This window comes from Saccharothrix australiensis (assembly GCF_003634935.1).
Taxonomy (GTDB): Bacteria; Actinomycetota; Actinomycetes; order Mycobacteriales; family Pseudonocardiaceae; genus Actinosynnema; species Actinosynnema australiense.
The window spans coordinates 2,724,947-2,747,244 of the sequence record NZ_RBXO01000001.1 but is presented as its reverse complement, the minus strand read 5'-3'; the positions used below and the strand labels follow the sequence as shown (position 1 = coordinate 2,747,244).

General features: G+C 72.6%; 16 protein-coding genes. 9 read left to right on the top strand and 7 right to left on the bottom strand.

Going from position 1 to position 22,298, the window contains the following annotated elements:
• Positions 1–27 precede the first annotated feature (27 nt).
• From C8E97_RS12740 to C8E97_RS12730, 3 genes are all read left to right on the top strand, one after another.
• Entirely contained in the window at positions 28–1,227 is a 1,200-nt protein-coding gene (locus C8E97_RS12740) for an MFS transporter (RefSeq protein ID WP_121004984.1), read from the top strand.
• Between the two features lie 61 nt (positions 1,228–1,288).
• Positions 1,289–1,954 carry a hypothetical protein gene (locus C8E97_RS12735; RefSeq protein WP_121004981.1) on the top strand — a complete coding sequence of 222 codons (666 nt, stop codon included), beginning with the start codon at positions 1,289–1,291 and terminating at the stop codon, positions 1,952–1,954.
• A gap of 12 nt (positions 1,955–1,966) precedes the next feature.
• A complete protein-coding gene (locus C8E97_RS12730) occupies positions 1,967–2,806 on the top strand; it encodes a transporter substrate-binding domain-containing protein (RefSeq protein WP_121004978.1) in 840 nt (279 codons plus the stop codon).
• A gap of 28 nt (positions 2,807–2,834) precedes the next feature.
• Here the strand turns inward: C8E97_RS12730 and C8E97_RS12725 are convergent, their stop codons facing one another.
• Positions 2,835–4,124, bottom strand: coding sequence for a hypothetical protein (locus C8E97_RS12725; protein ID WP_121004975.1), 1,290 nt, complete (start codon positions 4,122–4,124; stop codon positions 2,835–2,837).
• Complete coding sequence (locus tag C8E97_RS12720; protein ID WP_121004972.1) at positions 4,121–4,978, bottom strand: glycosyltransferase; 858 nt, start codon at positions 4,976–4,978, stop codon at positions 4,121–4,123. Before C8E97_RS12720 ends, C8E97_RS12725 begins: the two co-directional genes overlap by 4 nt.
• 137 nt (positions 4,979–5,115) lie before the next feature.
• On the opposite strand from C8E97_RS12720, the gene C8E97_RS12715 reads away from it, so the two are divergent.
• The 4 genes from C8E97_RS12715 (at position 5,116) to helR (ending at position 11,366) form a co-directional block, all read left to right on the top strand.
• The gene (locus C8E97_RS12715) at positions 5,116–6,183 is read left to right on the top strand and encodes a glycosyltransferase family 2 protein (RefSeq protein WP_121004969.1); all 1,068 of its coding nucleotides are present in this window, start codon (positions 5,116–5,118) and stop codon (positions 6,181–6,183) included.
• Complete coding sequence (locus C8E97_RS12710; RefSeq protein ID WP_246018848.1) at positions 6,168–7,601, top strand: lipopolysaccharide biosynthesis protein; 1,434 nt, start codon at positions 6,168–6,170, stop codon at positions 7,599–7,601. Before C8E97_RS12715 ends, C8E97_RS12710 begins: the two co-directional genes overlap by 16 nt.
• A 1-nt stretch (position 7,602) precedes the next feature.
• Positions 7,603–8,820, top strand: coding sequence for a rhamnosyltransferase WsaF family glycosyltransferase (locus C8E97_RS12705; protein ID WP_246018847.1), 1,218 nt, complete (start codon positions 7,603–7,605; stop codon positions 8,818–8,820).
• A 344-nt stretch (positions 8,821–9,164) separates the two neighbouring features.
• Positions 9,165–11,366 (top strand): RNA polymerase recycling motor ATPase HelR, encoded by a 2,202-nt coding sequence (gene helR / locus C8E97_RS12700; RefSeq protein ID WP_211346997.1) that lies wholly within the window; start codon positions 9,165–9,167, stop codon positions 11,364–11,366.
• 277 nt (positions 11,367–11,643) lie between these two features.
• Here helR and C8E97_RS12695 read toward each other — a convergent pair whose 3' ends face one another.
• Complete coding sequence (locus C8E97_RS12695; RefSeq protein ID WP_246018846.1) at positions 11,644–12,621, bottom strand: TolB family protein; 978 nt, start codon at positions 12,619–12,621, stop codon at positions 11,644–11,646.
• Between the two features lie 75 nt (positions 12,622–12,696).
• Here C8E97_RS12695 and C8E97_RS12690 point away from each other — a divergent pair, with 75 nt between their 5' ends.
• Both C8E97_RS12690 and C8E97_RS12685 read left to right on the top strand, forming a co-directional pair.
• A complete protein-coding gene (locus tag C8E97_RS12690; RefSeq protein WP_121004960.1) occupies positions 12,697–13,794 on the top strand; it encodes a hypothetical protein in 1,098 nt (365 codons plus the stop codon).
• Positions 13,791–15,116, top strand: a complete 1,326-nt coding sequence (locus C8E97_RS12685) for an O-antigen ligase family protein (RefSeq protein WP_121004957.1) — start codon at positions 13,791–13,793, stop codon at positions 15,114–15,116. Before C8E97_RS12690 ends, C8E97_RS12685 begins: the two co-directional genes overlap by 4 nt.
• On the opposite strand, the gene C8E97_RS12680 is transcribed toward C8E97_RS12685, so the two are convergent.
• From C8E97_RS12680 to C8E97_RS12665, 4 genes are read right to left on the bottom strand one after another with little or no spacing between them, the layout of a single operon-like run.
• Positions 15,113–15,676: an acyltransferase gene (locus C8E97_RS12680; RefSeq protein ID WP_121004955.1), complete on the bottom strand. Its 564-nt coding sequence runs from the start codon at positions 15,674–15,676 to the stop codon at positions 15,113–15,115. The genes C8E97_RS12685 and C8E97_RS12680 overlap by 4 nt on opposite strands.
• Positions 15,673–16,764 (bottom strand): DegT/DnrJ/EryC1/StrS family aminotransferase, encoded by a 1,092-nt coding sequence (locus C8E97_RS12675; protein ID WP_211347221.1) that lies wholly within the window; start codon positions 16,762–16,764, stop codon positions 15,673–15,675. Before C8E97_RS12675 ends, C8E97_RS12680 begins: the two co-directional genes overlap by 4 nt.
• Positions 16,764–17,417, bottom strand: a complete 654-nt coding sequence (locus C8E97_RS12670; protein WP_121004949.1) for a NeuD/PglB/VioB family sugar acetyltransferase — start codon at positions 17,415–17,417, stop codon at positions 16,764–16,766. Before C8E97_RS12670 ends, C8E97_RS12675 begins: the two co-directional genes overlap by 1 nt.
• Before the next feature lie 25 nt (positions 17,418–17,442).
• Positions 17,443–22,257 carry a DUF4082 domain-containing protein gene (locus tag C8E97_RS12665; protein WP_121004946.1) on the bottom strand — a complete coding sequence of 1,605 codons (4,815 nt, stop codon included), beginning with the start codon at positions 22,255–22,257 and terminating at the stop codon, positions 17,443–17,445.
• Between the last annotated feature and the right edge of the window lie 41 nt (positions 22,258–22,298).

Sequence of the window (22,298 nt, the reverse complement as noted above, 5' to 3'; positions counted from 1 at the left end):
GGGCACCGGGCCACCGATATCGAGGTCATGTACGTCGCCTCCGTCCGACCGGCCGAGCGGGTCAAGGGCAAGGTGCCCGGCACCGTGGTCGCGTTGGGCACGGTGAGCCTGCTGACCGACGTGTCGGCCGAGATGATCACCGCGTTCATGCCCGTCTACCTGCTCTTCACGCTCCAGCTCGGCTACGCGCAGTTCGGCGTGCTGGACGGGCTCTACACGGGTGCGACGGCGGTGCTGCGGCTCGTCGGGGGCCACCTGTCCGACCGCACGCGCCGGCACAAGGCCGTCGCCGCCGTCGGCTACGGGCTGTCGGCGGCGACCAAGCTGGTGTTCCCGCTGGTCGGCGCGAACGCGTTCGGCATCGGCGCGGCGCTGGCCGCCGACCGCGCGGGGAAGGGCCTGCGCACCGCGCCGCGGGACGCGCTGATCTCCCTGGCCACGCCGCCGGACCGGCTCGGCGCGGCGTTCGGGCTGCACCGCGGCATGGACACGGTGGGCGCGCTGCTCGGCCCGCTGGTGACGTTCCTGCTGCTGGCCCAGCTCGGGATCGTGGCCGGCCCGGTGTTCGTGGTCAGCGCCTGCTTCGCGGTGATCGGCCTGATCGTGCTGGTCGCGTTCGTGCGGGAGCGGCCGGGCGAGCCGCGCGGCGGTCCGCGGCCGTCGGTCCGGGCGGGCCTGGCGCTGCTGAAGGACGCGGGCTACCGCAGGGTGACCGTCGCCGCGGCCGTGCTGGGGCTCGCGACGCTGTCCGACGCGTTCGTGTTCATCCTGGTGCAGAAGGCGACCGACGTGCCGCAGGCCGCCCTGCCGCTGATGCCGCTGGGCACCGCGCTGGTCTTCCTGGTCGCCGCCGCGCCGCTCGGCAGGCTCGCGGACCGGGTGGGCCGCTGGCGGGTGTTCCTCGCCGGGCACGTGCTGCTGCTCGCCGTGTACGCCCTGCTGCTCGTGCCGGGCACCGGCTACTTCGGCGTCGGCGCGGCGCTGCTGCTGCACGGCCTGTTCTACGCCGCCACGGACGGGGTGCTGCCCGCCCGCGTGAGCACCCAGGTCCCCGAGTCCTTGCGCGCGTCGGGCATCTCCGTCGTCCAAACGGGTCAAGCCCTCACCCGATTGGTGTCCTCGGTCGGATTCGGCTTCCTCCTCCAGTTCGCCTCGTTCGGCGTGGCGGTGCACACCGCGATCGCGGCGCTGGCGGTCACCGTCGTGCTGGCTTGGCGAATCACCTGATAAGGGTGCCCCTGAACCGATATCGTGGGCGCCTCTCGACGAAGCGATGCCGGAGCCGCCTTTGAAGCGTCCGTGGTGGGTCGTCCAACTGCTGTGGGCGGTGCCGTTGCTGCTCGGCGTGTCGGCCTTCGTGGTCTGGTTGCTGCTGCTGGGCAGCAAGGGCCAGGGCATCGCGGACGCGGTGTCGGTGCTGGTCGGCACGGCCTCGCTGGTCGTGACGGTGCTCGGCCTCCAGCACTCGGCGGTCAGCCGGGCCGCGGAGCCGAGGCCCACCGGGCCGCGCAGGCGGTGGCCGCGCTGGGCGCTGGCCGCGGCGGGCGCGGTGATCGGCGCGCTGGGCGGGTTGGGCTTCTGGCTGGTGGTGGTGAAGCCCGACGTGCCGGTCACGGACCTGGTGGAGGTCGCCAACGGCGACCGGATGGCCGACGGCGAGCAGGCCGGCTTCGCCGTGCCGGGCAAGCCGCCGGAACGGCGCTACCTGTTCTTCCGGCCGACCCTGGTCAACCACGAGTCGGTCGGCGACTGCGTCGGGTCAGCCCGGCTGGTGATCACGCTGGTGCGCGACGGGCGGAAGGACCCGCCGCTGGAGGAGCAGCTGTCCGGTCGGGAGGTCCGGCTGGACCTCGGGGGCACCACCCGCGAGGCGCGGGTGCTCATCACGCTGTCGATGCCGGACCGGGCCTGCGCCGTGGACCTGAGCCTCGCGGAAGCCGTTCTCTACAACTGAGGGGAACCAGCGATGACCAGTCGGGTGACCGCCGCGCTCGCCGCGGCGCTCGTGCTCACCTCGTGCACGGTCCCGGACACGTCCGCGTCGAAGTCCACCGGGCACACCCAGCTCGTGCGGGCGGTGACCGTCGGCGTGGGCACCGACATCCCCGGCCTGGCCGTGCTCGACCCCGACTCGCACGAGCGGCAGGGCTTCGACGTCGACCTGTACCGCTGGCTGGGCAACAACACCGAGCCGAAGTTCACCCCCGTCGAGGTGGACGTGCTGATCGCGAACCGGGTCAACGAGATCGCGCTGGGCCGCGTCCAGCTGGTGGTGCACACGTTCTCCATCACCGACGAGCGGCGCGGCAAGATCGGGTTCGCGGGGCCGTACCTGATCAGCCAGCAGGGCGTGCTGGTGCGCGAGGGCGACGACCGGATCAGGACGATCGACGACCTGGCCGGGAAGACGGTGTGCAGCCAGGCGGGCAGCACGTCCTACAACCAGCTCACGAGCGGTTCGCTCAAGGGCCGCGTGACCACGACCAGCGAGGACGGCACCCGGCAGTGCATCGACCGGCTGCTGCGCGGCGACGTCGACGCGGCGTCCACCGACCAGATCATCCTGCGCGGGTTCGCCCGGCAGACGCCGGGGCTGAAGGTGCTCGACCTGACCTTCGGCGCGCAGGAGCGCTACGGCGTCGGCCTGCCCAAGGGCGACCGGGCGCTGTGCGAGCAGATCACCGACGGCATCAGGTCCTTCATCACCGACGGCGCGTGGGACCAGTTCTTCCGCACGAACTTCGGCGAGGACCTCGACCTGGCGAGCCACAAGCCGGACCCGTACCGGCTCGACCCGTGCCCGTAGGCGGCGGCCGACCGTCCACAGCGGAGGTTCACCCGACCGGCGCGCCGGCGTCCGTCGGCTGGAACCGGTAGACGTGCACCTGGTACGGCCCGAAGTCGTCGACGATCCGGCCGTCCTCGATGGGCACCGTCCGGTCCTCGCCGACCACGGTCGCCGTGCCCGACCGCACCGGCACGGTGATCGTCACGCGGGCCGGGCCGCTGCGCGGGCGCGCGGTGTCGCCGTCGGTCTGGGCGATCACCCACCTGGCGCCCTCGGCCTCCTTGTGGAGCACGGACACCGGGACGCCGGTGTCGCTCACGGCGGGCGCCCCGCTCAGGTTGGCCGCGTTGAGCACGGGGGCGAGCGACTTGAGCCGCGCGTTCACCGCCTTGACCCGCGCGGTGATCTCCGGGCGGGTGAGCACGCTGGAGTACTCGCCCCTGCCCTCGGTGTAGAAGCTGTGCGCGAAGTAGTTGATGCCCGTCGCGCCGTGCAGGATGGTGTTCCACACGGCGGCTTCGAGCTGGTCGGGCGTGATGGTCTCGCCGTGCGTGTGCGGGTGCCCGGTCTCGACGAACCCGTACAGCGGCTTGTCCGGCCCGCACCACCGGCGCATGGTGTCGATGACCTCGCCGTAGCTGAACGCGCCGACCCGCTCGCCGCGGTCGGGGTGCGTCCACCCGTAGTAGTCGGCCGAGGCGATGTCCGCCGCCGCGCAGTAGGTCCGCATGTCCTCCTCGTAGGTCTTCTCCACGTGGCCGTAGCCGACGCCGCCGCCGGGCGTGCCCATCCACACGCCGAAGTTCAGGTACGTCGGTCGCGACGGGTCCTTGGCGCGGACCTCGTCCGCCTTGGCCAGGATCGCGGACGGCTGCATGTCGGGGTGGAACACGTCGCCGTAGACCTTGTTCATGTCCGGCTCGTCGGCGATCAGGTAGCCGACGTAGTTGCGCGCGTGCGCGGTGTCGGCGAGCACCTCGTCGACGCGCTTCGGGTCGGGGTAGGCGCGCCAGTCGGTCTCCAGCAGGCCCTCCTTGCGGAGGTACCACCACTCGTCCTCCCAGAGCCCGATGCCGAAGTCGACGCCGATCCCGCGGTACGCCCGGCCGAGCTTGTCGCCGTTCTCGACCGAGGACGGGTCCTGCATCCACACGTTGATCGGGAAGAGCCGCGGGTCGCCGGTGGGGTTCGGCCCGTTCGCCCACTTCGCGTAGTACCCGACCGGGGGCGAGGGCGGCGGGGGCGACGTCGGCGGCACCGGGTCCGGCGCGGGCGAGGCGGTGCACGCCGCGGCGACGAGCACCGCGGCCAGGGCCGGTCCGACGCGCCCGGTCACCGGGCCGAGCCGACCCGGCCGCGCGCCGCCAGGACCCGCTTGGCCTTCTCGAACCCGTCCGGTCCGAACAGCCGCATCGCCGCCGCCTTGGCCACGTGCCGCGCGCCGTCGCGCGCGACCCGCAGGGGGTGGCCCACGAACCGGTCCCTGGCCAGCACGCGGCCGTCCGGCTCGGGCACGTCGTCCAGCGCGTCGCCGAACAGCGCGCGGTAGGGCGCGGGCGACACCAGCCTGCCGCGGGTGCGGTTGCTCACGTTGCCGCCGTGCACGACCTGGAGCCAGCCCGGCGCGCCACCCAGCGACAGCACCGCGGCGTGCCGGTGCAGCCGGTTGTGCCAGTCCGCCCAGCACGTGATCGGCTCGTCCCAGCTCTCGCGCACGGACGCGAACGCGTTGTCCGGGTCGTGGTGCGCGAACACCCCGCCGGGGCTCTTGACCAGGCCGTTCGCCAGGTACACGGCGGTGCGGGGACCGGCCGGCACGGCCTGGAGGCGGGCGACGAAGTCCGCGGCCAGGCCGTCGTCGTTGTCGAGGTTGGTCGTGATCAGCCCGTCGCCCCTGGTCGGGAAGAGCCGCCCGATGTCCGCGAGCAGCTGGGCGCGGTCGACCCGCTCGCGGAACACCGGCGTGTACGCGTCGCCGTGCGCGCGGATGCGGTCCTTGAGCCACCGCGGGCTCTCGGGGTCGAAGTAGATGAGCCACCGGAAGTTCGTGGACGTCTGCGCGCGCACGGAGGGCAGGCAGTACCGCTCGAACAGCCCGACGCGCTCGGTCAACCACCCCTCCCGCGCCCGCACGATGCTCTCGGCACCGACGGACGGCAGGTTGAAGCGCGTCAGAATGACGTGGTCCATCACGACCCCTTCCCGTTGCCCGGTACATCGGGATCGGGGGCCGGCCGTTATCCGGGCGGTGATCACGGTCCGGACCGCCGGGCGACCGATCGTGCGCGGGCGGTTAACGATCCGTCGCCGCCACCGATGTGTAGGGCGTGACTGAAGCTCCGACACGACCCACGGTCGACGTCGTCGTACCCTGCTACAACTACGCGCGGTTCCTCCGGGCCTGCGTGCGCAGCGTGCTCGACCAGCCCGGCGTGGACGTCCGAGTCCTCGTCATCGACGACACCTCGACCGACGACACGCCCGAGGTGGTGGCGGAGCTGACCCGCGACCCGCGTGTCGAGGGCCGCCGTCACGAGGTCAACCGGGGCCACATCGCCACCTACAACGAGGGCCTGCTGGAGTGGGCCAAGGCCGACTACACGGTCCTGCTGTCCGCCGACGACCTGCTGGCGCCGGGCGCGCTCGCCCGCGCCGCCGCGGTGTTCGAGGCGAACCCGAACGTAGGCATGGTGTACGGGCGGGTGGTCTACTACACCGACGGGCCGGCGGGCGACGACGAGCCGGTCCTGCCCAGGATCATCGCTCCTCCGGCCGGGCGCACCGTCTGGTCCGGTGTGGACTGGATCGAGAACCGCTGCCGCACCGGGCAGAACGTGCTGTCCTCGCCCGAGGCCGTGGTGCGCACGTCGGTCCAGCAGCGGGTCGGCGGCTACCGGCCCGACCTGCCGCACGCGGGCGACCTGGAGATGTGGATGCGCATCGCGGCGGTGTCCGACATCGGCTACGTGCGCGGCAAACCCGCCGCGTACTACCGCGTGCACCAGCAGAGCATGTTCCGCACGCAGTTCTCGTCGGTGTTCGCGGACCTGGAGCAGCGGCGGGCCGTGTTCGACCGGTTCTTCACCGAGCACCCGGACCTGCCGCCCCGCCTCAAGAACCTGGCGAACCGGTCCATCGCGAAGGACGCCCTGTGGCGCGCCGTGCGCGCGTACGACCGGGACAAGCTGGACGAGATCCCCGCCGACGAGCTCGTCGCCTTCGCCCGCGACGTCTACCCGCACGCCGACCGGCTGCCCGAGTACCGGGCGCTGCGGCGGCGCAAGGCGCTGGGACCCGCGCTGTGCAGCCGCACGCAGGTGTTCGTCGGCGCGCACCTGGTCAAGCGCGGCCGGGGGCTGCTGTCCAAGCAGGTCTGGAAGTGGCGCGGGCAGTGACCACCCTGGAGGGCAAGGTCACCTCGGCGATCCGCTGGAGCGCGATCAACAGCCTGCTGCAACGGGTCTCCCAGGTCGGCGTCGGCATCCTGCTGGCGCGGCTCATCGCGCCCGAGCAGTTCGGCGTCTTCGCCGTCGCGCTGGTCGTGCTCAACATCGTGCTGAGCGTCAGCGAGATGGGCGTGAGCGTCGCGCTGGTGCGCACCGACGAGCCGGTCGCGGCGCTCGCGCCGACCGTCACCACGCTGTCCATCCTGTCCGGCTGCCTGCTGTGCGGCCTGTGCGTGGCGGGCGCGCCGTGGTTCGCGCGGGCGATGGACACCCCGCAGGCCACCGGCGTCATCCAGCTCATGTCGGTGGCGCTGGTCATCGCGGGCGCGTCGGCCGTGCCGGGCGCGCTGCTCCAGCGGGAGTTCCGGCAGGACCACAAATTCGCGGCCGACACGTCGGCGTTCGTCGTCGGCACGGCGGTGGTGGTCGTGCTGGCGCTGCTGGGGTTCGGCGCGTGGAGCCTCGCGTGGTCGCGGATCGCGACCAACCTGACCGCCGCCGTCGTCATGTTCTGGTTCACCGAGGAGCGGTACCGGCCGGGGTTCGACCGTGCGCGGGCCAAGGAGGTCCTCGCCTTCGGGCTGCCGCTCGCCGGCGCGTCGCTGCTGGTGTTCGGCGTGCTGAACGTGGACGGCATCATCGTGGGCAGCGTGCTCGGCACGGTGCCGCTCGGGTACTACCTGCTGGCGACGAACCTCGCGAACTGGCCGGTGGGCGCGTTCTCCCAGCCCGTGCGCAGCGTGTCGCTGGCGGCGTTCTCGAAGGTCCGCGACGACCCGGCGCTGTTCCAGCGCACGTTCGCGCGGGCGCTGGGGTTGTTGGCCCTGTTCACCGTGCCCGCCTGCGTGCTGCTGGCGGCGCTGGCCGACCCGCTGGTGCGCACCGTCTACGGCGAGCGCTGGGCGCCGGCCGCCGCCGCGCTGGCGGCCCTGGTGCTGCTGGGCGCGATGCGGGTGGCGCTGGAGCTGGGCTACGACTACCTGGCCAGCGCCGGGCGGTCGCGGGCCATCCTGGTCATCCACCTCGTCTGGCTCGCGGCGCTGGTGCCGTTGCTGGCGCTGGGCGCGCACCTGGACGGCATCCGGGGCGTGGCGCTGGCGCAGGGCGTCGTGGTGCTGCTGTTCATCGCGCCCGCCTACCTCGTCGCGTTCCGGCCCTACGGGCTGCGGGCGCGGGCGCTGGGCGCGGCCGTCGCGCGGCCGGTGCTCGGCGGCGCGGTCATGGTCGTGGTGGCCGAGTCGGTCCAGTGGTTCGTCCCGGACGCGTTGTGGCGCCTGGTCGTCGGCGCGCCACTGGCGCTGCTGGCGTACGCCGCCGTCGTCTTCCCCCTGCGCCACGAGGCGCTGGGACTGCTGCGAAGGGGTTAGCGTGAGGCCAGTCCAGGTGTTCCAGCGACGCGCGCACCAGGTGACGCGGATCGTCCGCGACCAGGGCGTGCGGCAACTCGGCGCACGCGCGCTGCGCACGGCGGCCAAGCGCCTTGGCGTCGACTCCGAGGTGTTCCCGGTGCGGCTCGACGACGTCCGGGCGGCCGACCTCGGCAGGCCGCGCCCCGTCGTGGTGCCGCCGATCCCGGCCGACGGCGCGCTGGCGGTCAACTGGGTGAGCACGCCGCCCGCGCCCGGTTCCGGCGGCCACACCACGATGTTCCGGCTCATCCAGCACCTGGAGTCGTTGGGCCACACGTGCCGCCTGTACCTGTACGACGTGTACGGCAGCCGAGCGGTGGACCACGAGCCCGTGATCCGCTCGGCCTACCCCGGTTTCCGTGGCCCGGTCCGCGACGTGACCGACGGCATGGCCGACGCGCACGCCGTGTTCGCCTCCGCGTGGATGACGGCGTACCCGGCGTTCAACGACCCGTGCGCGGGCAAGCGGTTCTACCTCGTGCAGGACTACGAGCCGTGGTTCTACCCGGTCGGCGACCTGTCCGCGCTGGCGGAGAACACCTACCGGATGGGCTTCCACGGCTTCACGGCGGGCCGCTTCCTGGCGGAGAAGCTGCGCGCCGACCTCGACATGCCCGCCGACTGGTTCGACTTCGGCTGCGACACCGACCGGTACCACCTCAAGGAGAACACGCGGCGCGACGGCGTCGTGTTCTACGCGCGGCGGCTCGCGCCCCGCCGGGCCATCGAGATCGGCCTGCTGGCCCTGGAGCTGTTCGCCGAGCGCCACCCGGAGATCACGATCCACACGTACGGCGAGAAGATCGGCTCCCTGGGCCCGCGCCACGTGGACCACGGCCTGGTCTCGCCCGACCAGCTCAACGACATCTACAACCGCTGCTACGCGGGCCTCACGCTGTCCATGACCAACGTGTCCCTGGTGCCGCACGAGATGCTGGCCGCCGGCTGCCTGCCCGTGGTCAACGACGCCCCGCACAACCGCGTCGTGCTGGACAACGACCACGTGCGCTACGCCCGCGCCACACCCCACGACCTGGCACGGGCGCTGTCCGACGCGGTCACCACCCCCGACTTCGCCACCGTGGCCCAGACCGCCTCCAGCAGCGTCGCCGGCCGCTCGTGGGACGCGGCCGGCCACGAACTGGAGAAGGTCCTCAGGCGCGAACTCTCCGCCTAGGCGGGCAGCGTAACGGTTCCCACCCCGGCCGGACCTCGGCGAGCCGCTCCACGACGAGCCCTTTCCGCGCCGCACAGACCCAGACCCTTGCTCGCGCAGCACAGCAGCCCCGCCTCGTGTTCTCCCCGTATGGCCTGCCCTGCGACCAGGCCATACGGGGAGAACACGACGCCCTTCCCACTCCTTGGCGGCCTGCCCAGCGGCGAGCGCCCGCTTTTGCGCTTTGACACCGAGCCCCACCGCACCGCTTGACAAGCGGTGGACAATAAAAAATCGGCGTGCACTCCGACAAAAATCGGAATACCCGCCGAACCTAGAACCAGGCTAGCCGCTGTGAGGGGCATGTGTCAACCCAGGGGTACGAAGAGGAATTGCGGTCCGAGCGCGGTTACATCGCCGGGCTCTACGCGCGGCTCGACGCCGAGCGCGCACGGGTGAAGGGCGAGTACGAAGCGGCGTTGCGGGGCAACGGCGGCACGGCCCTGGAGCGGGACGACGAGGTGCGCGCGCTGGCCAAGGAGGTCAAGCGCCTGGACATGGTGGACAACGGGCTCTGCTTCGGCCGGTTGGACAGCGTGTCGGGCGAGCGCTCGTACATCGGCCGCATCGGACTCTTCGACGACCGGAACGAGTACGAGCCGGTGCTGCTCGACTGGCGTGCGCCGGCGGCGCGCCCGTTCTACGTCGCCACCGCCGCGAACCCGGAGAACATGCGCCGCCGCCGCCAGTTCCACACCCGCGGGCGCCGGGTGGTCGACTTCACCGACGAGGTGCTCGGCCGGCCGAGCGGCGACGAGCGCGGTGACGCGGCGCTGCTCGCGGCGGTGAACGCGCCGCGCGGCGAGGGCATGCGCGACATCGTGGCGACGATCCAGGCCGAGCAGGACGAGATCATCCGGCACGAGCACCCCGGCGTGCTGGTGATCGAGGGCGGCCCCGGCACCGGGAAGACCGTGGTGGCGCTGCACCGCGTCGCCTACCTGCTGTACACCCAGCGGGAGCGGATGGAGCGCCACGGCGTGCTCGTGGTGGGGCCCAACCCGGCGTTCCTGAACCACATCGGCCGCGTGCTGCCGTCGCTGGGCGAGTCCGACGTGGTGTTCACGACCACCGGGAGCCTCGTGCCCGGCCTGCGCGTCACCGCCGAGGACGCGCCGGAGGTGGCGCGCCTCAAGGGTTCGCTGAAGATCCTCGACGTGCTGGCGGCGGCGGTCGCCGACCGGCAGCGGCTGCCGGAGCGCCCGGTGCCGATCGAGCTGGGCGGCGTCACGGGTCGGATCGACGCCGAGACCGCCGAGTGGGCCAGGCAGGAGGCGCGCGCGAGCGGGCTGCCGCACAACGAGGCCCGCGCGGTGTTCAGCGAGGTCCTCACGTGGGCGCTCACCGAGCGGGCGATCGGCCGCATCGGTCGCGGCTGGCTGACCAGGGACGACCGCGACGCGTGGGAACGCATGCGGGCGGACCTGGTCAAGGAGCTGGCGGAGGACGACGGGTTCACCGCCGTGCTGGACGAGCTGTGGCCGGTCCTGACGCCGGAAGCGCTGCTGTCCGCGCTGTACGAGTCACCCGAGCGGTTGCGGGCGGCGGGCGGCGACCCGGCGCTGGCGCGTGCGGACGGCGCCGCCTGGACGGTGTCGGACGTGCCGCTGCTGGACGAGCTGGTCGACCTGCTCGGCCGGGACAAGGCGGACGACCGGGCCGCCGAGCGGCGGCGGAAGGCGGAGGCCGAGTACGCCGAGGGCGTGCTGAACAGCCTCGTCGGGCGGCAGGACATGATGGACGACGAGGATCACCTGTTCGCCACGGACCTGCTCGACGCCGAGGACCTGGCGGACCGCTTCGTGGAGCGCGACACCCGCGAGCTGGTCGAGCGTGCCGCGGCGGACCGCGACTGGACCTACCGCCACGTCGTGGTCGACGAGGCGCAGGAACTGTCCGAAATGGACTGGCGGGTGCTGATGCGGCGCTGTCCCGGCAAGTCCTTCACGGTGGTCGGCGACCTCGCCCAGCGCCGGTCGGCCGCGGGCGCGACGTCGTGGGGCGCGGTGCTGGACCGGTACGCGCCCGGCCGCTGGGTCTACCGGTCGCTGACGGTGAACTACCGCACGCCGGCGGAGATCATGAGCGTCGCCGCCGGGGTGCTCGCCGAGTTCGCGCCTGACGTCCGGCCACCGGAATCGGTCCGCGCGTGCGGTGTGCGGCCGTGGGCGAGGCAGGTCGGCGGGGACGAACTGCCCGCCGCCGTCGAGGAGTTCGTCCGGGACGAGGCGGGTCGCGAGGGCACCAGCGTCGTGATCGGGCCTCCGGGGGTGCCGGGGGCGGTGACGGCGTCGGAGACGAAGGGGCTGGAGTACGACGCCGTGCTGGTGGTGGAGCCGGAACGCATCCTCGCCGAGGGGCCGCGCGGTGCGGCGGAGCTTTATGTCGCGTTGACCCGAGCGACGCAGCGGTTGGGGGTCCTGTACTCGGATCGGCTGCCGCGAGTGTTGAGCGGACTGGTGGAGCCGGAGGTCGGGGCTTCGGTCGGGGCTGGGGATCTGGTGTAGTCGCGCGCGGATCGGTGAGGGGTGAGAGGCGAATGGGGTCGGTGCGGCGCGTGGTCGAAGACGAAAAATGCGCTCGCCGCTGGGCAGGCCGCCGGGGGCGGAAAAGCGAAGGGCCTCGCCTTCCCCGGCGACCTGCGCGACCAGGCCGGGATTCGGGTGGGCGGCTTCAGCCCGGACCCGCGGTGGGTGGAGTTCGCGGTCCGGATGGCGGACCCCCGCAGTTCGCGTGCGGCTCGGAGGTGTTCCAGTCGAGTGCCGGCCGGGTCGTGCGCCGGGGTCAGAGGGGTGACGGGGAGGTGGCGTCCGGGACGAGGAGTCGCGCGGGGGTCGAGCCGTCGGCGGGCACCACGTGCACGGCCGCCAGCTTGGCGCCCTTGGGCACGGCCGCGAAGGCCAGGCGGTCGTCGTCCAGCCACGTGGCCTGGTCGTCGACGCCCGCCGTGCCGGGCAGCCGCCGCTCCTCGCCCGTCTTCAGGTCCAGCACCGCCAGGTCCCACGGGCCGAGCCGGCCGATGCGCTTCTTGTAGGCGATCTTCGTGCCGTCCGGTGACAGGGACGGGCATTCGGCGTCGCGGCGCAGCGACGTCACGCGCCGGTCCACCAGGTCGCCCTTCACCAGCCACGTGAACCCGCCCGAGGCGAGGGTCGCGTAGAACGTCCGGTCGTCCGCGCCCACCGTGAGGCCCCAGTAGTTCACGTCCTGTGCCGTGTGGAGGTTCCCCTCGACCTCGGCGGTGAAGCCCTCCAACGACTCCAGGGCCTCACCGCTGCGCAGGTCGAGGTAGCCGGTGCGCGTGGAGAACCCGCCGGGCACCGAGTACGAGTCGCCCGTCACGAACGACGTCCACGACACGACCTGCCCGGAGGCCGACACCTTCGCCCGGCTCGGCACGCCGGGCAGCGGGACGGTGCGGACCACCGCACCGTCGCGCGACACCTCGGCCGCGTAGCTCGGGCCCGGTCCGGCCAGGCGCAGGCACACGGTCGTGCCGCCGGCCCGGTACACCCGCTGGCACGCCAGGTCCGTGCCGCCGCGGGTCTCCGGCCGGGCCAGCGCGACCTGTTCGACCCGGCCCCGGCCGTCCGCCAGTTCCACGAACATCAGGTCGGCGTCCACGGCGGCGGCCGGGGCCGCCGGCCGGTCCTGCGCGACCCCCGCCACGTACACCGCGCCGGCCGCGGCGACCAGTACGATGGCGCTGACGGCGAGCACGATGCGACGCGCACCCAAATCCATCACCACCTGTAACGACAAGGCGCGAGTCGGCCGATTTCAGAGTAACAACACCTCGTGGTCACGCACCGAGGGTAAACGGGGATCGGGGAGCGGATGGATTTCTGGGGTGCCGTGCGGACGCTGCGGAGGCGGTGGTACGTCGCCGTGCCGTCCGCGGTGGTCGCGGTCGCGGTGGCCGCCGGCGTCTTCCTGTCGATCCCGACCCGCTACCAATCCTCGGGCGTGATGGTGCTGACCACGCCCGCGGCGGGCGGCACGTTCTCGCAGAAGGTCACGCCCGAGGAAGCGGTGAAGATCAACCCGCTGCTGGCGTTCGACGGCAGCCTGGCGACGACCTCGCAGATCCTGTCGCAGATCCTGGCCGACCCGAAGACCCGCGAGCAGCTGGGCATCGCCAAGGACTCGCCGACGAGCTTCACGGCGACCGGCGGCGGGCAGAACGGCCCGTTCCTGTTCGTCACGGGTGACAGCGAGACGCCCGAGCAGGCCGAGAAGATGGTCACGACGGTGATGGAGTTCGCCGCCAAGGAGCTGGAGGACCAGCAGCGCAAGCTGAAGGCGCCCGAGTCGACGTTCATCACCTCGCAGGTGATCGTGAACCCGACCGAGGCCGAGGCGCAGATCGGCGGCAAGGTCCGGTACGCGGGCGCGGCGTTCGTGCTGCTCATGCTGCTGACGACGGCGGCGACGTTCGGCTCGGACAGCGTGGCCAACCACCTGCGCCGTCGCCGGGAGCGGGCCGCGGGCACGACCGGGGACGACGCCGACCCGGACGAGGACGCCGCGCCGCGCGACGCGGCGCCGCAGGACGACGACCGCCCCGCGCCGAAGACGCCGAACCCGCCGCCGACCAACCACCAGGCCCGCGGGCAGGCCGACGGCGCGCCGCGCCGGTCGACGGCCCCGCCGGTGCGCCGCCCGCAGCCGACGGCCGCCGAGCGCACGGTGCAGGTGCCGCCGCCGAGCGCGGCCAAGCCGCCGACGCCGCCGGGCGGGCTGCCGGTGGCCCGACCCGCGCCGCCGCACCCGCAGGCCGGCGCGCAACCGGGGGCGCAAACGGGGGCGCGGCCGAACGCCCAACCCGGCGCCCTGCCCAAGGCCCAGCCGACCGCGAGCGAGCGGACGGTGAAGATCGCCGTGCCACCGCCCGCCCCACGAGCCGGGTGGCCGACCAGCGAAGAACGGCCTTGACCGAGCGGTTCCAGCGCGTGCGGCGGAAGGCCGACGGCGCGACGCTGGTCTGCGCCTACCTCCTGGCGCTGCTGATCATCCCGGCCCGGCTGGTGCTGTCGTTCGTGCCCATGACGCTGCCGCCCGCGCTGGTGCTGGCCCTGCTGCTGGGCGTGCTGTGGTTGTCCGCGCAGATGGTCGACACGCTGGGCATGGGCAAGGGCCTCAACGTCGTGCGCACCGCCGTGGCCCTGTACCTGGCCGCGCACCTGGCGACCTACGGCGTCGCCACCCGGCGCTGGCTGCCGGTGGACGAGCTGACCGTGGCCGACTCCAGCATCGTCCGGATCGTCGCGACGATCAGCGTCGCCGTCTTCGTCTGCGACGCGGTGCGCACCAGGGAACGCCTGGACAAGGTGTTGAAGCTGGTCCTCGGGTGCGCCGCGGCCATCGCGTTCATCGGCCTGGTGCAGTTCGGCACGGGCGTCGACCTCGCCGGGTACGTGAGCGTCCCCGGTCTGCGCACGCAGGAGAACGGCTACGCGGTGTTCGAGTCGCGGTCGGTCTTCCGCCGCCCCACCGGCACCACCAACCACCCCATCGAGTACGGCCTGGTGTGCGCGGTGGCCGTGCCGCTGGGCGCGCACTACGTCTTCAAGGCGCGCGACGAGGGCACGCCGCACGTCCGGTGGCTGGTGTGCCTGGGGCTGTGCGGCCTGGGCGCGATGACCTCGTTGTCCCGCACGGCGCTGGTGGTCCTGGCGGTGGCCGGCGTGGTCATGCTGATCACGCTGCCGCGGCGGCGGAAGATCACCGCGCTGGTCGTCGGCGGCGGGTTCTTCCTCGGCGCGAGCCTGGTGGTGCCGGGCCTGTTCGGCACGCTGCGCGGGATGTTCGCCAACATCGAGGACGACCCGAGCGTGAAGGCGCGCACCGCGGACTACGCGGCGGCGGCCGAGCAGATCGACCTGAACCCGTTGCTGGGCCGGGGTTTCGGGACGTTCCTGCCGGCGAAGTACACGATCCTGGACAACCAGTTCCTGCTGACCCTGATCGAGAACGGCTACCTCGGCCTGTTCGCGCTGATCGGCATGTTCCTGGCGGCGGGTTTCGCGGTGGTCCGCGTGCGGATGATCAGCCGGGACGAGCACCTGCGCGGCCTGGCGGCGTGCGTGCTGTCCGCCGTGCTGGCGGGCGGCATCGGGGCGATCACGTTCGACCTGCTGGGCTTCGGCGTGGCCACCGGCCTGGTGTTCACCATGATCGGCCTGGCCGGCGCGATGCTGCGGATCGCCAAGGCGGAGGCGGGGTCCGCCGAGCGGACCCCGTCCGGGACGCGTTAGCCGAGCAGGACGAGGCCCTTGTCGCCCTCGGCGTGGCGGTTGCCGCAGTCGGGGCACACCAGCCCGGCGTCGAGCCGCTGGCCGCACGAGCACACCCAACCCTTGTGCCGGGCGGGGTTGCCGGCGACGAAGGCGTGCGCGGGCACGTCCCTGGTCACGACGGACCCGGCGGCGGCGAAGGCGTGCTCGCCGATCTCCACCCCGCACACCACGACCGTGCCCGCGCCCAGCGACGCGCCGCGTCTGACCACAGTGGACAGCAGGGCGTCACCGGTGCGCCGGATCGCCGCTCGGGGCCGCAGGTCGTTGGTGAACAGCACGTTCGGCCCGAGGAAGACCTCGTCCTCGCACACCACGCCGTCGAACACCAGGGTGCCGTTCTTGACCGTCACCCGGTCGCCCAGCACCGCCGAGCCCTCCACGAACGCGTGGTCGCAGATGTTGCAGTCGCGCCCGACGCGCGCACCCGGCAGCACGTGCGCGAACGCCCACACGCGCGTGCCGTCGCCGACGTCGTCGCTCTCGCACAAACCCCTGGGGTGGACGAACACGCCGCTCATCGCACGGCCTCCACCAGCGCCGCGACGACCCGCTCCTGCGCGCCGGCCGTGATCTCCGGGAACAGCGGCAGCGACAGGATCTCCCCCGCGATCTCCTCGCTGACCGGGAAGTCGCCGCGCGCGTGGCCCAGCGAGTCGAACGCGCCGGTCAGGTGCACGGGCGTCGGGTAGTGGATGCCCGCGCCGACGCCGGCCGCGTGCAGGGCGGCCAGCACGCGGTCGCGGTCGGGCACCCGCACCACGTACAGGTGCCACACCGGCAGGTTGCCCTCCAGCACCACGGGCAGCGTCACCTCGGGCACGTCGGCCAGCAGCGCGGAGTACCGCTCGGCCGCCGCGCGCCGCCCCGCGTTCCACCCCTCCAGCCGGCGCAGCTTCGCCGACAGCACCACGGCCTGGAGGGTGTCCAGCCGGCTGTTGAAGCCCAGCACGGTGTGCTCGTACTTGCGGGGCGAGCCGTGCTCGCGCAGCAGCCGCACGGTGGCGGCCAGCTCGTCGGAGCGGGTCAGCACCGCGCCGCCGTCGCCGTACGCGCCGAGGTTCTTGCCGGGGTAGAAGCTGGTCGCCGCGAGGTCGCCCAGGCCGCCGACGGCCACGCCGTGCCGCCGCGCGCCCTGCGCCTGCGCCGCGTCCTCCACGACGGGCACGCCGAACCCGGTCAACCGCTCGACCGGGGCCGCCTGCCCGTACAGGTGCACCGGCAGGATCGCCTTGGTCCGCTCGGTCAGCGCGCCCGGCACCAGGTCGACGTCGATGAGCCCGGTGTCGGCGACGCAGTCCACCAGCACGGGTGTCGCTCCGGTGCGCGCCACGGCCTCCGCGGTGGCGATGAACGTGTTCGCGGGCAGCACGCACTCGTCGCCGGGCCCGACCTCCAAGGCCCGCAACGCCAGCTCGATGGCGTCGGTGCCGTTGCCGACGCCCACGCAGTGCGGCACCTCCTGGTAGGCCGCGAACTCCGCCTCGAACTCGGCGACCTGCCTGCCGCCGATGAACGCCGTGGTCTTGAGCACCCGAGCCCACCCGTCGGCGACCTCGTCGGCGACCTGCTCGTGCTGGGCACGCAGGTCCACCAGCGGGATGTCGATCACGAACCGTTCCCCTCTCGCAGCCGCCGGGCGGGCACTCCCGCCCAGACCTCACCCGCGGGCACGTCCGTGAGCACCACCGAGCCCATGCCCACGACCGCACCCGCGCCGATCGACACGCCTTCCCGGACCGACGCGCCCTGCCCGAGGTAGGCGCACTCACCCACGCGCACCGCGCCGCCCAGCGACGCGCGGCCGGCGAACGTCACGCCGTCGCCCACCTCGTCGTCGTGGGTGACGAGCACGTGCGGCATGGCGACGACGTGCGCGCCCAGGCGCAGCGGCGTCGTCACCACCACACCCGCCAGCAGCACCGTCCCCGGCCCCACGACCGCGCCCGGCGGCACGGAGGCCGCGGGGTGCACCACCCGCGCCCACCGGTCCTCCGGCAGGTCGAGCCGCCGCACGACGGCCATCCGCCCCGCCGGCCGCCGCGCGCTCGCGACGCACACCAGCACGGCGGCGTCGGGCATCCCGTGCACCAGCTCCGACCCGCCGAGCACGGGCAGGCCGTCGAGGTCCGCGCCGTGCCGGGCCGGGTCGTCGTCGAGCGCGCCCACGGGGGCCCACTCCTCCGGCCGGAGGCGGACGGCGGCCAGCACCTCGCGGGCCAGCCCTCCCCCGCCGACCAGCAGCAGCGGCCGTGGTGTCATCGGTGTCCCCTCGCGTCGGAGCCGGTCAGCCGGTCTCGAAGACGACGTCGACCCAGTAGTGGTTGCCCTGGAAGCTGTCCGTCGGGAAACCGGAGCCGACCCGGTAGAGGCCGTTCGGCGCGCCTTCCGCGGTGGCGGGCGCGGTGAGCGGCGGCGACGTCGCGGTGTAGCCCGCGAAGTAGCCGTGGTTCACCGAGTAGTGGCCGTTCGGCGCGGTGTACGAGGCGACGTAGGCCGTGCCGGCTGTCACCTCCAGCGGCGTGTCGAACGTCAGGGTCTGCCAGCCGCTCGCCGATTCGCCGGTGAACGTGCCGGTCTTGAGGGCGACCCCGTCGGCCGACCAGACCGTGCCGGTGTGGGTGCCGGTGTTGCCGGTCCCCTTGTGGAACTTCACGCCGGTGACGCGACCGTCGGCGGTCGGCGTGAACCGCACGCCCAGTTCGTAGGAGCCGCCGTCGTCCGCCGCGGCCACGGTGGGCATGGTGCCCGCGCTGAACAGCGAGCACGGGCAGAGTTGCGTGGTCTCGGCGGTGAACGACCACGTCAGCGGCGAGGCCATGATGTTGCCGCCGGTGTCGGCCGCCCGCACGGCGACGGTGTAGCGCGTCGCGGCGGCCAGCGGGCGCGTGGGCGTCCAGACCACCGTCTGCTCGTCCGCCGACCGGGTCAGGGTGCCGGCGAGCGTCGCGCCGCCGGGGTCGCTGACCGTGAACTGCGTGTTGGTCAGGTCGATCGGCTCGTCGAAGCTCGCGGTCACCTGCGTCGTGCGCGACACGTCGACCGCGTCGGTCAGCGGCGTGTGGCCGGAGCTGACCGGCGGCGTGGTGTCGCTGTTGGGCGTGTAGAGGACGTCGACCCAGTAGTTGTTGCCCTGGTGGGACGTCGTCGGGAACCCGCCGCCGGTCTGGAACACCCCGTTGGGGTTGCCCTCGCCGGTGCGCGGCGCGGTGAGCGGCGGCGCGTCGACGCCGGTGGCCTGGAAGTAGCCGCTGTCGATCGAGTAGTGCCCGTTGGGCGCGAAGTACGACGCCGTGTACATCAGGCCGGGCGACACCGTGACCGGGGTGTCGAAGGTCAGCGTCTGCCAGCCCTGCGCCGTCTCGCCGGTGAACGTGCCGGTCGCCAGGCGGACGCCCGCCGAGGACCACAGCGAGCCGGTGTGCGTGCCGGTGTTGCCCTCGCCCTTGTAGAAGCGGACACCGGTGATCCGGCCGCTGCGCGTCGGGCTGAACCGCACGCCCAGCTCGTAGGCCCCGCTGTCGTCGGCCGAGGTCACCGTCGGCACGGTGGCCGTGCTGAACAGCGAGCACGGGCAGGACGCGTTGGTGGACGTGGTGAACGACCACGTGGCGGTGGACGCCATCGCGTTGCCGTTGACGTCGGCCAGCAGCACGCTCGCCGTGTAGCGGGTGTTGGGCTTGAGCGGGCCGTCCGGCTTCCACGTCACGGTCTTCTGGTCACCGGAGATGGCGACCGTGCCGTGCAGCCGGGCCCCGCCGGGGTCGGACAGCCAGATCTGCGTCGACGCCGGGTCCATCGCCTCGGAGAACCCCAGCGACAGCGAGGAGTTCAGCCCCACGTTGGTCGCGTCCGGTCCCGGTGCGCGGGAGTCGAGCGTCGGTGGCGTGGTGTCGCCGTTGAGGCCGTTCTTGTAGATCGCGTCGACCCAGTAGTTGGCGCCGTTGAACGAGGACTGCGGGAACCCGCCGCCCGCGCCGTAGCGGTAGACGCCGTTCGGGCCGTCGGTCCCGTTGGCCAGCGCGCGCATCGCGCCGTAGCTCGCGCCCTGGCCGGAGAAGTAGCCCGGTGTCACGGCGTAGTGGCCGTTGGGCGCGTAGTACGACACGACGTAGGTGGTGTTCGCCTGCACGACCACGGGAGAGGCGAAGGTCAGCGTCTGCCACCCGCTCGACGTCTCGCCGGTGAACGTGCCGGTGCCCAGCAGCAGGCCGCTGGACGACCACAGGGAACCCTTGTGGGTGCCGGTGTTGCCCGCGCCCTTGTAGAACCGGACGCCGAGCACCTCGCCCTTGCCGTTGAAGCGGACCTTCGTGCCCACCTCGACCGGGGTGGCGTCGTCCGCGCTCGGCGTGGTGGGCGTCGCGAAGTCGTCCCAGACCGTGCACGGGCACGTCGCCGGGCGGTTCGAGCCGGTGGTGAACGACCAGGTGTGGGTCGGTGTCTCGTTGCCCGCCGCGTCCTTGGCCTTCACCGTCGCCGTGTAGGTGGCGCCGGTGGTGAGCGCGGCGCCCGGCGTGAACTGGACGGTCTTCCCGTTGCCGGTCACGGAGGTGGTGCCGGCGACGGGACCGCCCGGACCGGTCAGCGTCACCTGCGCGGTCGCCGGGTTCACGGCCTCGTCGTAGGACGCGCTCAGCGTCGGGTCGAGCCCCACGCTGGACGCGCCCGCCAACGGGTTGGTGCCCGTCAGCTCCGGCGCGCGGGTGTCCGGTCCGGGGTCGGGCGCCCACAGCACGTCGACCCAGTAGTTGCTGTCCTGCGAGGTGCGGTCCGGGAAGCCAGGCCCCGAGCGGAACACGCCGTTCGGCCCGTCCACGCCGGTTTGCAGGCCGGTCAACGGCTCCAGGTAGCGGGAGCTGCGGCTGAAGTACTCGGTGTCGACCGAGAAGTGCCCGGTGGGCGACAGGTACGACGCGATGTAGGTGGTGTCGGCCGACACCGCGACGGGCACCGGGAACAGCAGGGTCTGCCAGCCCGACGCCGTCTCGTTGACGAACGTGCCGGTGGCCAACCGCTGCCCGTCGCGGTTCCACAGGGTGCCGGTGTGCGTGCCGGTGTTGCCGGGTCCCTTGTAGAACTTCACGCCGCGGACGTAGCCGTCGGTGTTGGCGCGCCACTTCACGCCGAGTTCCAGCGCGGAGCCGTCCAGGATGTCCGGCGTCTTCGGGGCGTCGTTGTCCGTCCACAAGCCGCACGGGCAGGTGCGCGCGCCGACGCCGGGCGACGCGGTGACCGGCGTGGACAGGTTCAGCGAGTCGTCCACGGCGCGGACCCGCAGCTGGGCCGGGCCGGACGCGGGCGGCGTGTAGGTGTAGCTCCAGGCGGTCCGACCGGCCTGCCACTCGGCGGGGTGCCAGCGCACGCCGCCGTCGGTGGACACCTCGACACCAGTCACCTGGCCCGCGTCGGTGACGGTGCCCGCGAACGTGTAGGGCTGGCCGACCTTGGACAGCGGCGGGACGCTGGTGTAGGTCACGGTCGGCGGCGTGGTGTCGCCCGACGCCGTGGCCCGGACCAGGCCGGGCATCAGCGTGGTGGCCTGGACGCCCATGTCGGCCAGGAAGTTCACCGTCGCCTGCTGCATCCGGATGTCGGAGGTCGGCGTGTTGGTGAGGAACGCGTGCTCGTCGTCGACGCCCCACGCCCACTGCACCGTGCCCGCGCCGAACACCAGTGACCCCGACGAGTGCTTGTAGTAGGTGATCGCGTGCGTCTTGGTGCCCGGCGCGTACTCGTCACCGTGGTTCTGGAGCACGTACGGACCCTCGGGCATGGCGACGGTGGTGCGGGAGAACTGGCCGACACCCGCGGGCTGGTAGCCGTTGTCCTCCACCGTGTTCCACTCGTAGCCGAGCGTGCCGGGCTGGAACGTGTAGCTGGTGCCGGCGGCCATGTTCTGCAAGCTCGTGTGCCGCCACAACCGCATCTTCCCGTACGCGGCCGGTACCTGGAGGGCGTCGTCGCGGCGGCCGTTGACCATGAAGATGTTGCCCAGCAACGCGTTCTCCGGTCGGCCGCCGTCCTGCGGCGGGCTGTGGCGCGGGTCGCGCCAGGTGCCGGTCCAGTCGTCCAGGCCGTCGTTCTGGGTGCCCTTGGTCTCCTTGTAGCTGGCGACGGTCCGCCAGTCGGTCCGGGAGGTGTCGATGCTCTTCTCCCAGCGGGTCTTCCAGAAGATCTCGTTGCCGGTCAGGAACGCCAGGTGCACGCCCGCGTCACGGGCGGCCTCCACGTTCGCGCGCTGCTCGTTGGACCAGTACTCGTCGTGGCCGACGGCCATGAACACGCGGTGGTTCTTGATGAGGTGGCCGCGCCGGGCGGTGTCGACGTCGGTGGTGTAGCTCAGGTCGTAGCCGTTGCGCTCCAGGAACCGGAGCATCGGGTACTCGGCGTTGAAGATGAAGTTCTCGTCGCCGTCGCCGCCGGTGTACGGGCGGTTGTAGCTCACCTTGTACGCCTGGCCGCCCTGACCGGGGCCGTCGCCGAAGTACAGCGAGTTGCCGCCGTAGCGGTTGTAGGCGACCCACGTCGAGTCGGAGGTCTGGAAGAGGACCTGCGACCTGCTCGTGTCGTCGCGCACGACGAACACGATCTCGTTGCGCAGGCCGTTGTCGTTGCGGGTCACGCGGGCGTAGTAGATGCCCGAGACGGCGTCCGCCGGCACGTTCCAGGTGACCGACACGGCCCAGTTGCCGCAGTCGATGAGGGCGCTCGGGGAATCGCGCAGGCACGGCGGCTGGTTCTGCGGCGTGGTGCGGGACACGGAGCCGACCTGGCGCGCGCCGACGCCGCCGTACCAGCCGAGCCGGAAGATGTCGATCGTGTAGGACGGGGCGTTGGTCAGCATCTTGAACGCGACCTGGCCGCCGGGAGTGGTGCTGATGTCCGTGGTGTAGCCCAGGATCGAGTCGTCGCGCGAGGGCACCTGCCAGTCCGGCGTGCCCGGCTTGGAGTTCTCGCACAGCACCTTGTTGACCACCGGTGCGTCGCACGGCGCGGCGTTCGCGACCGGCGCGGTGAGGACCACCAGCGGCGCGACGCCGCCGGCGACCACCAGCGCGGCGCACAGGGTTCTCACAAGACGTCTCATCGGCGACGCCATCGGCCACTCATCTCCTCGAACGTGCTCCGCGACCCGTCGTC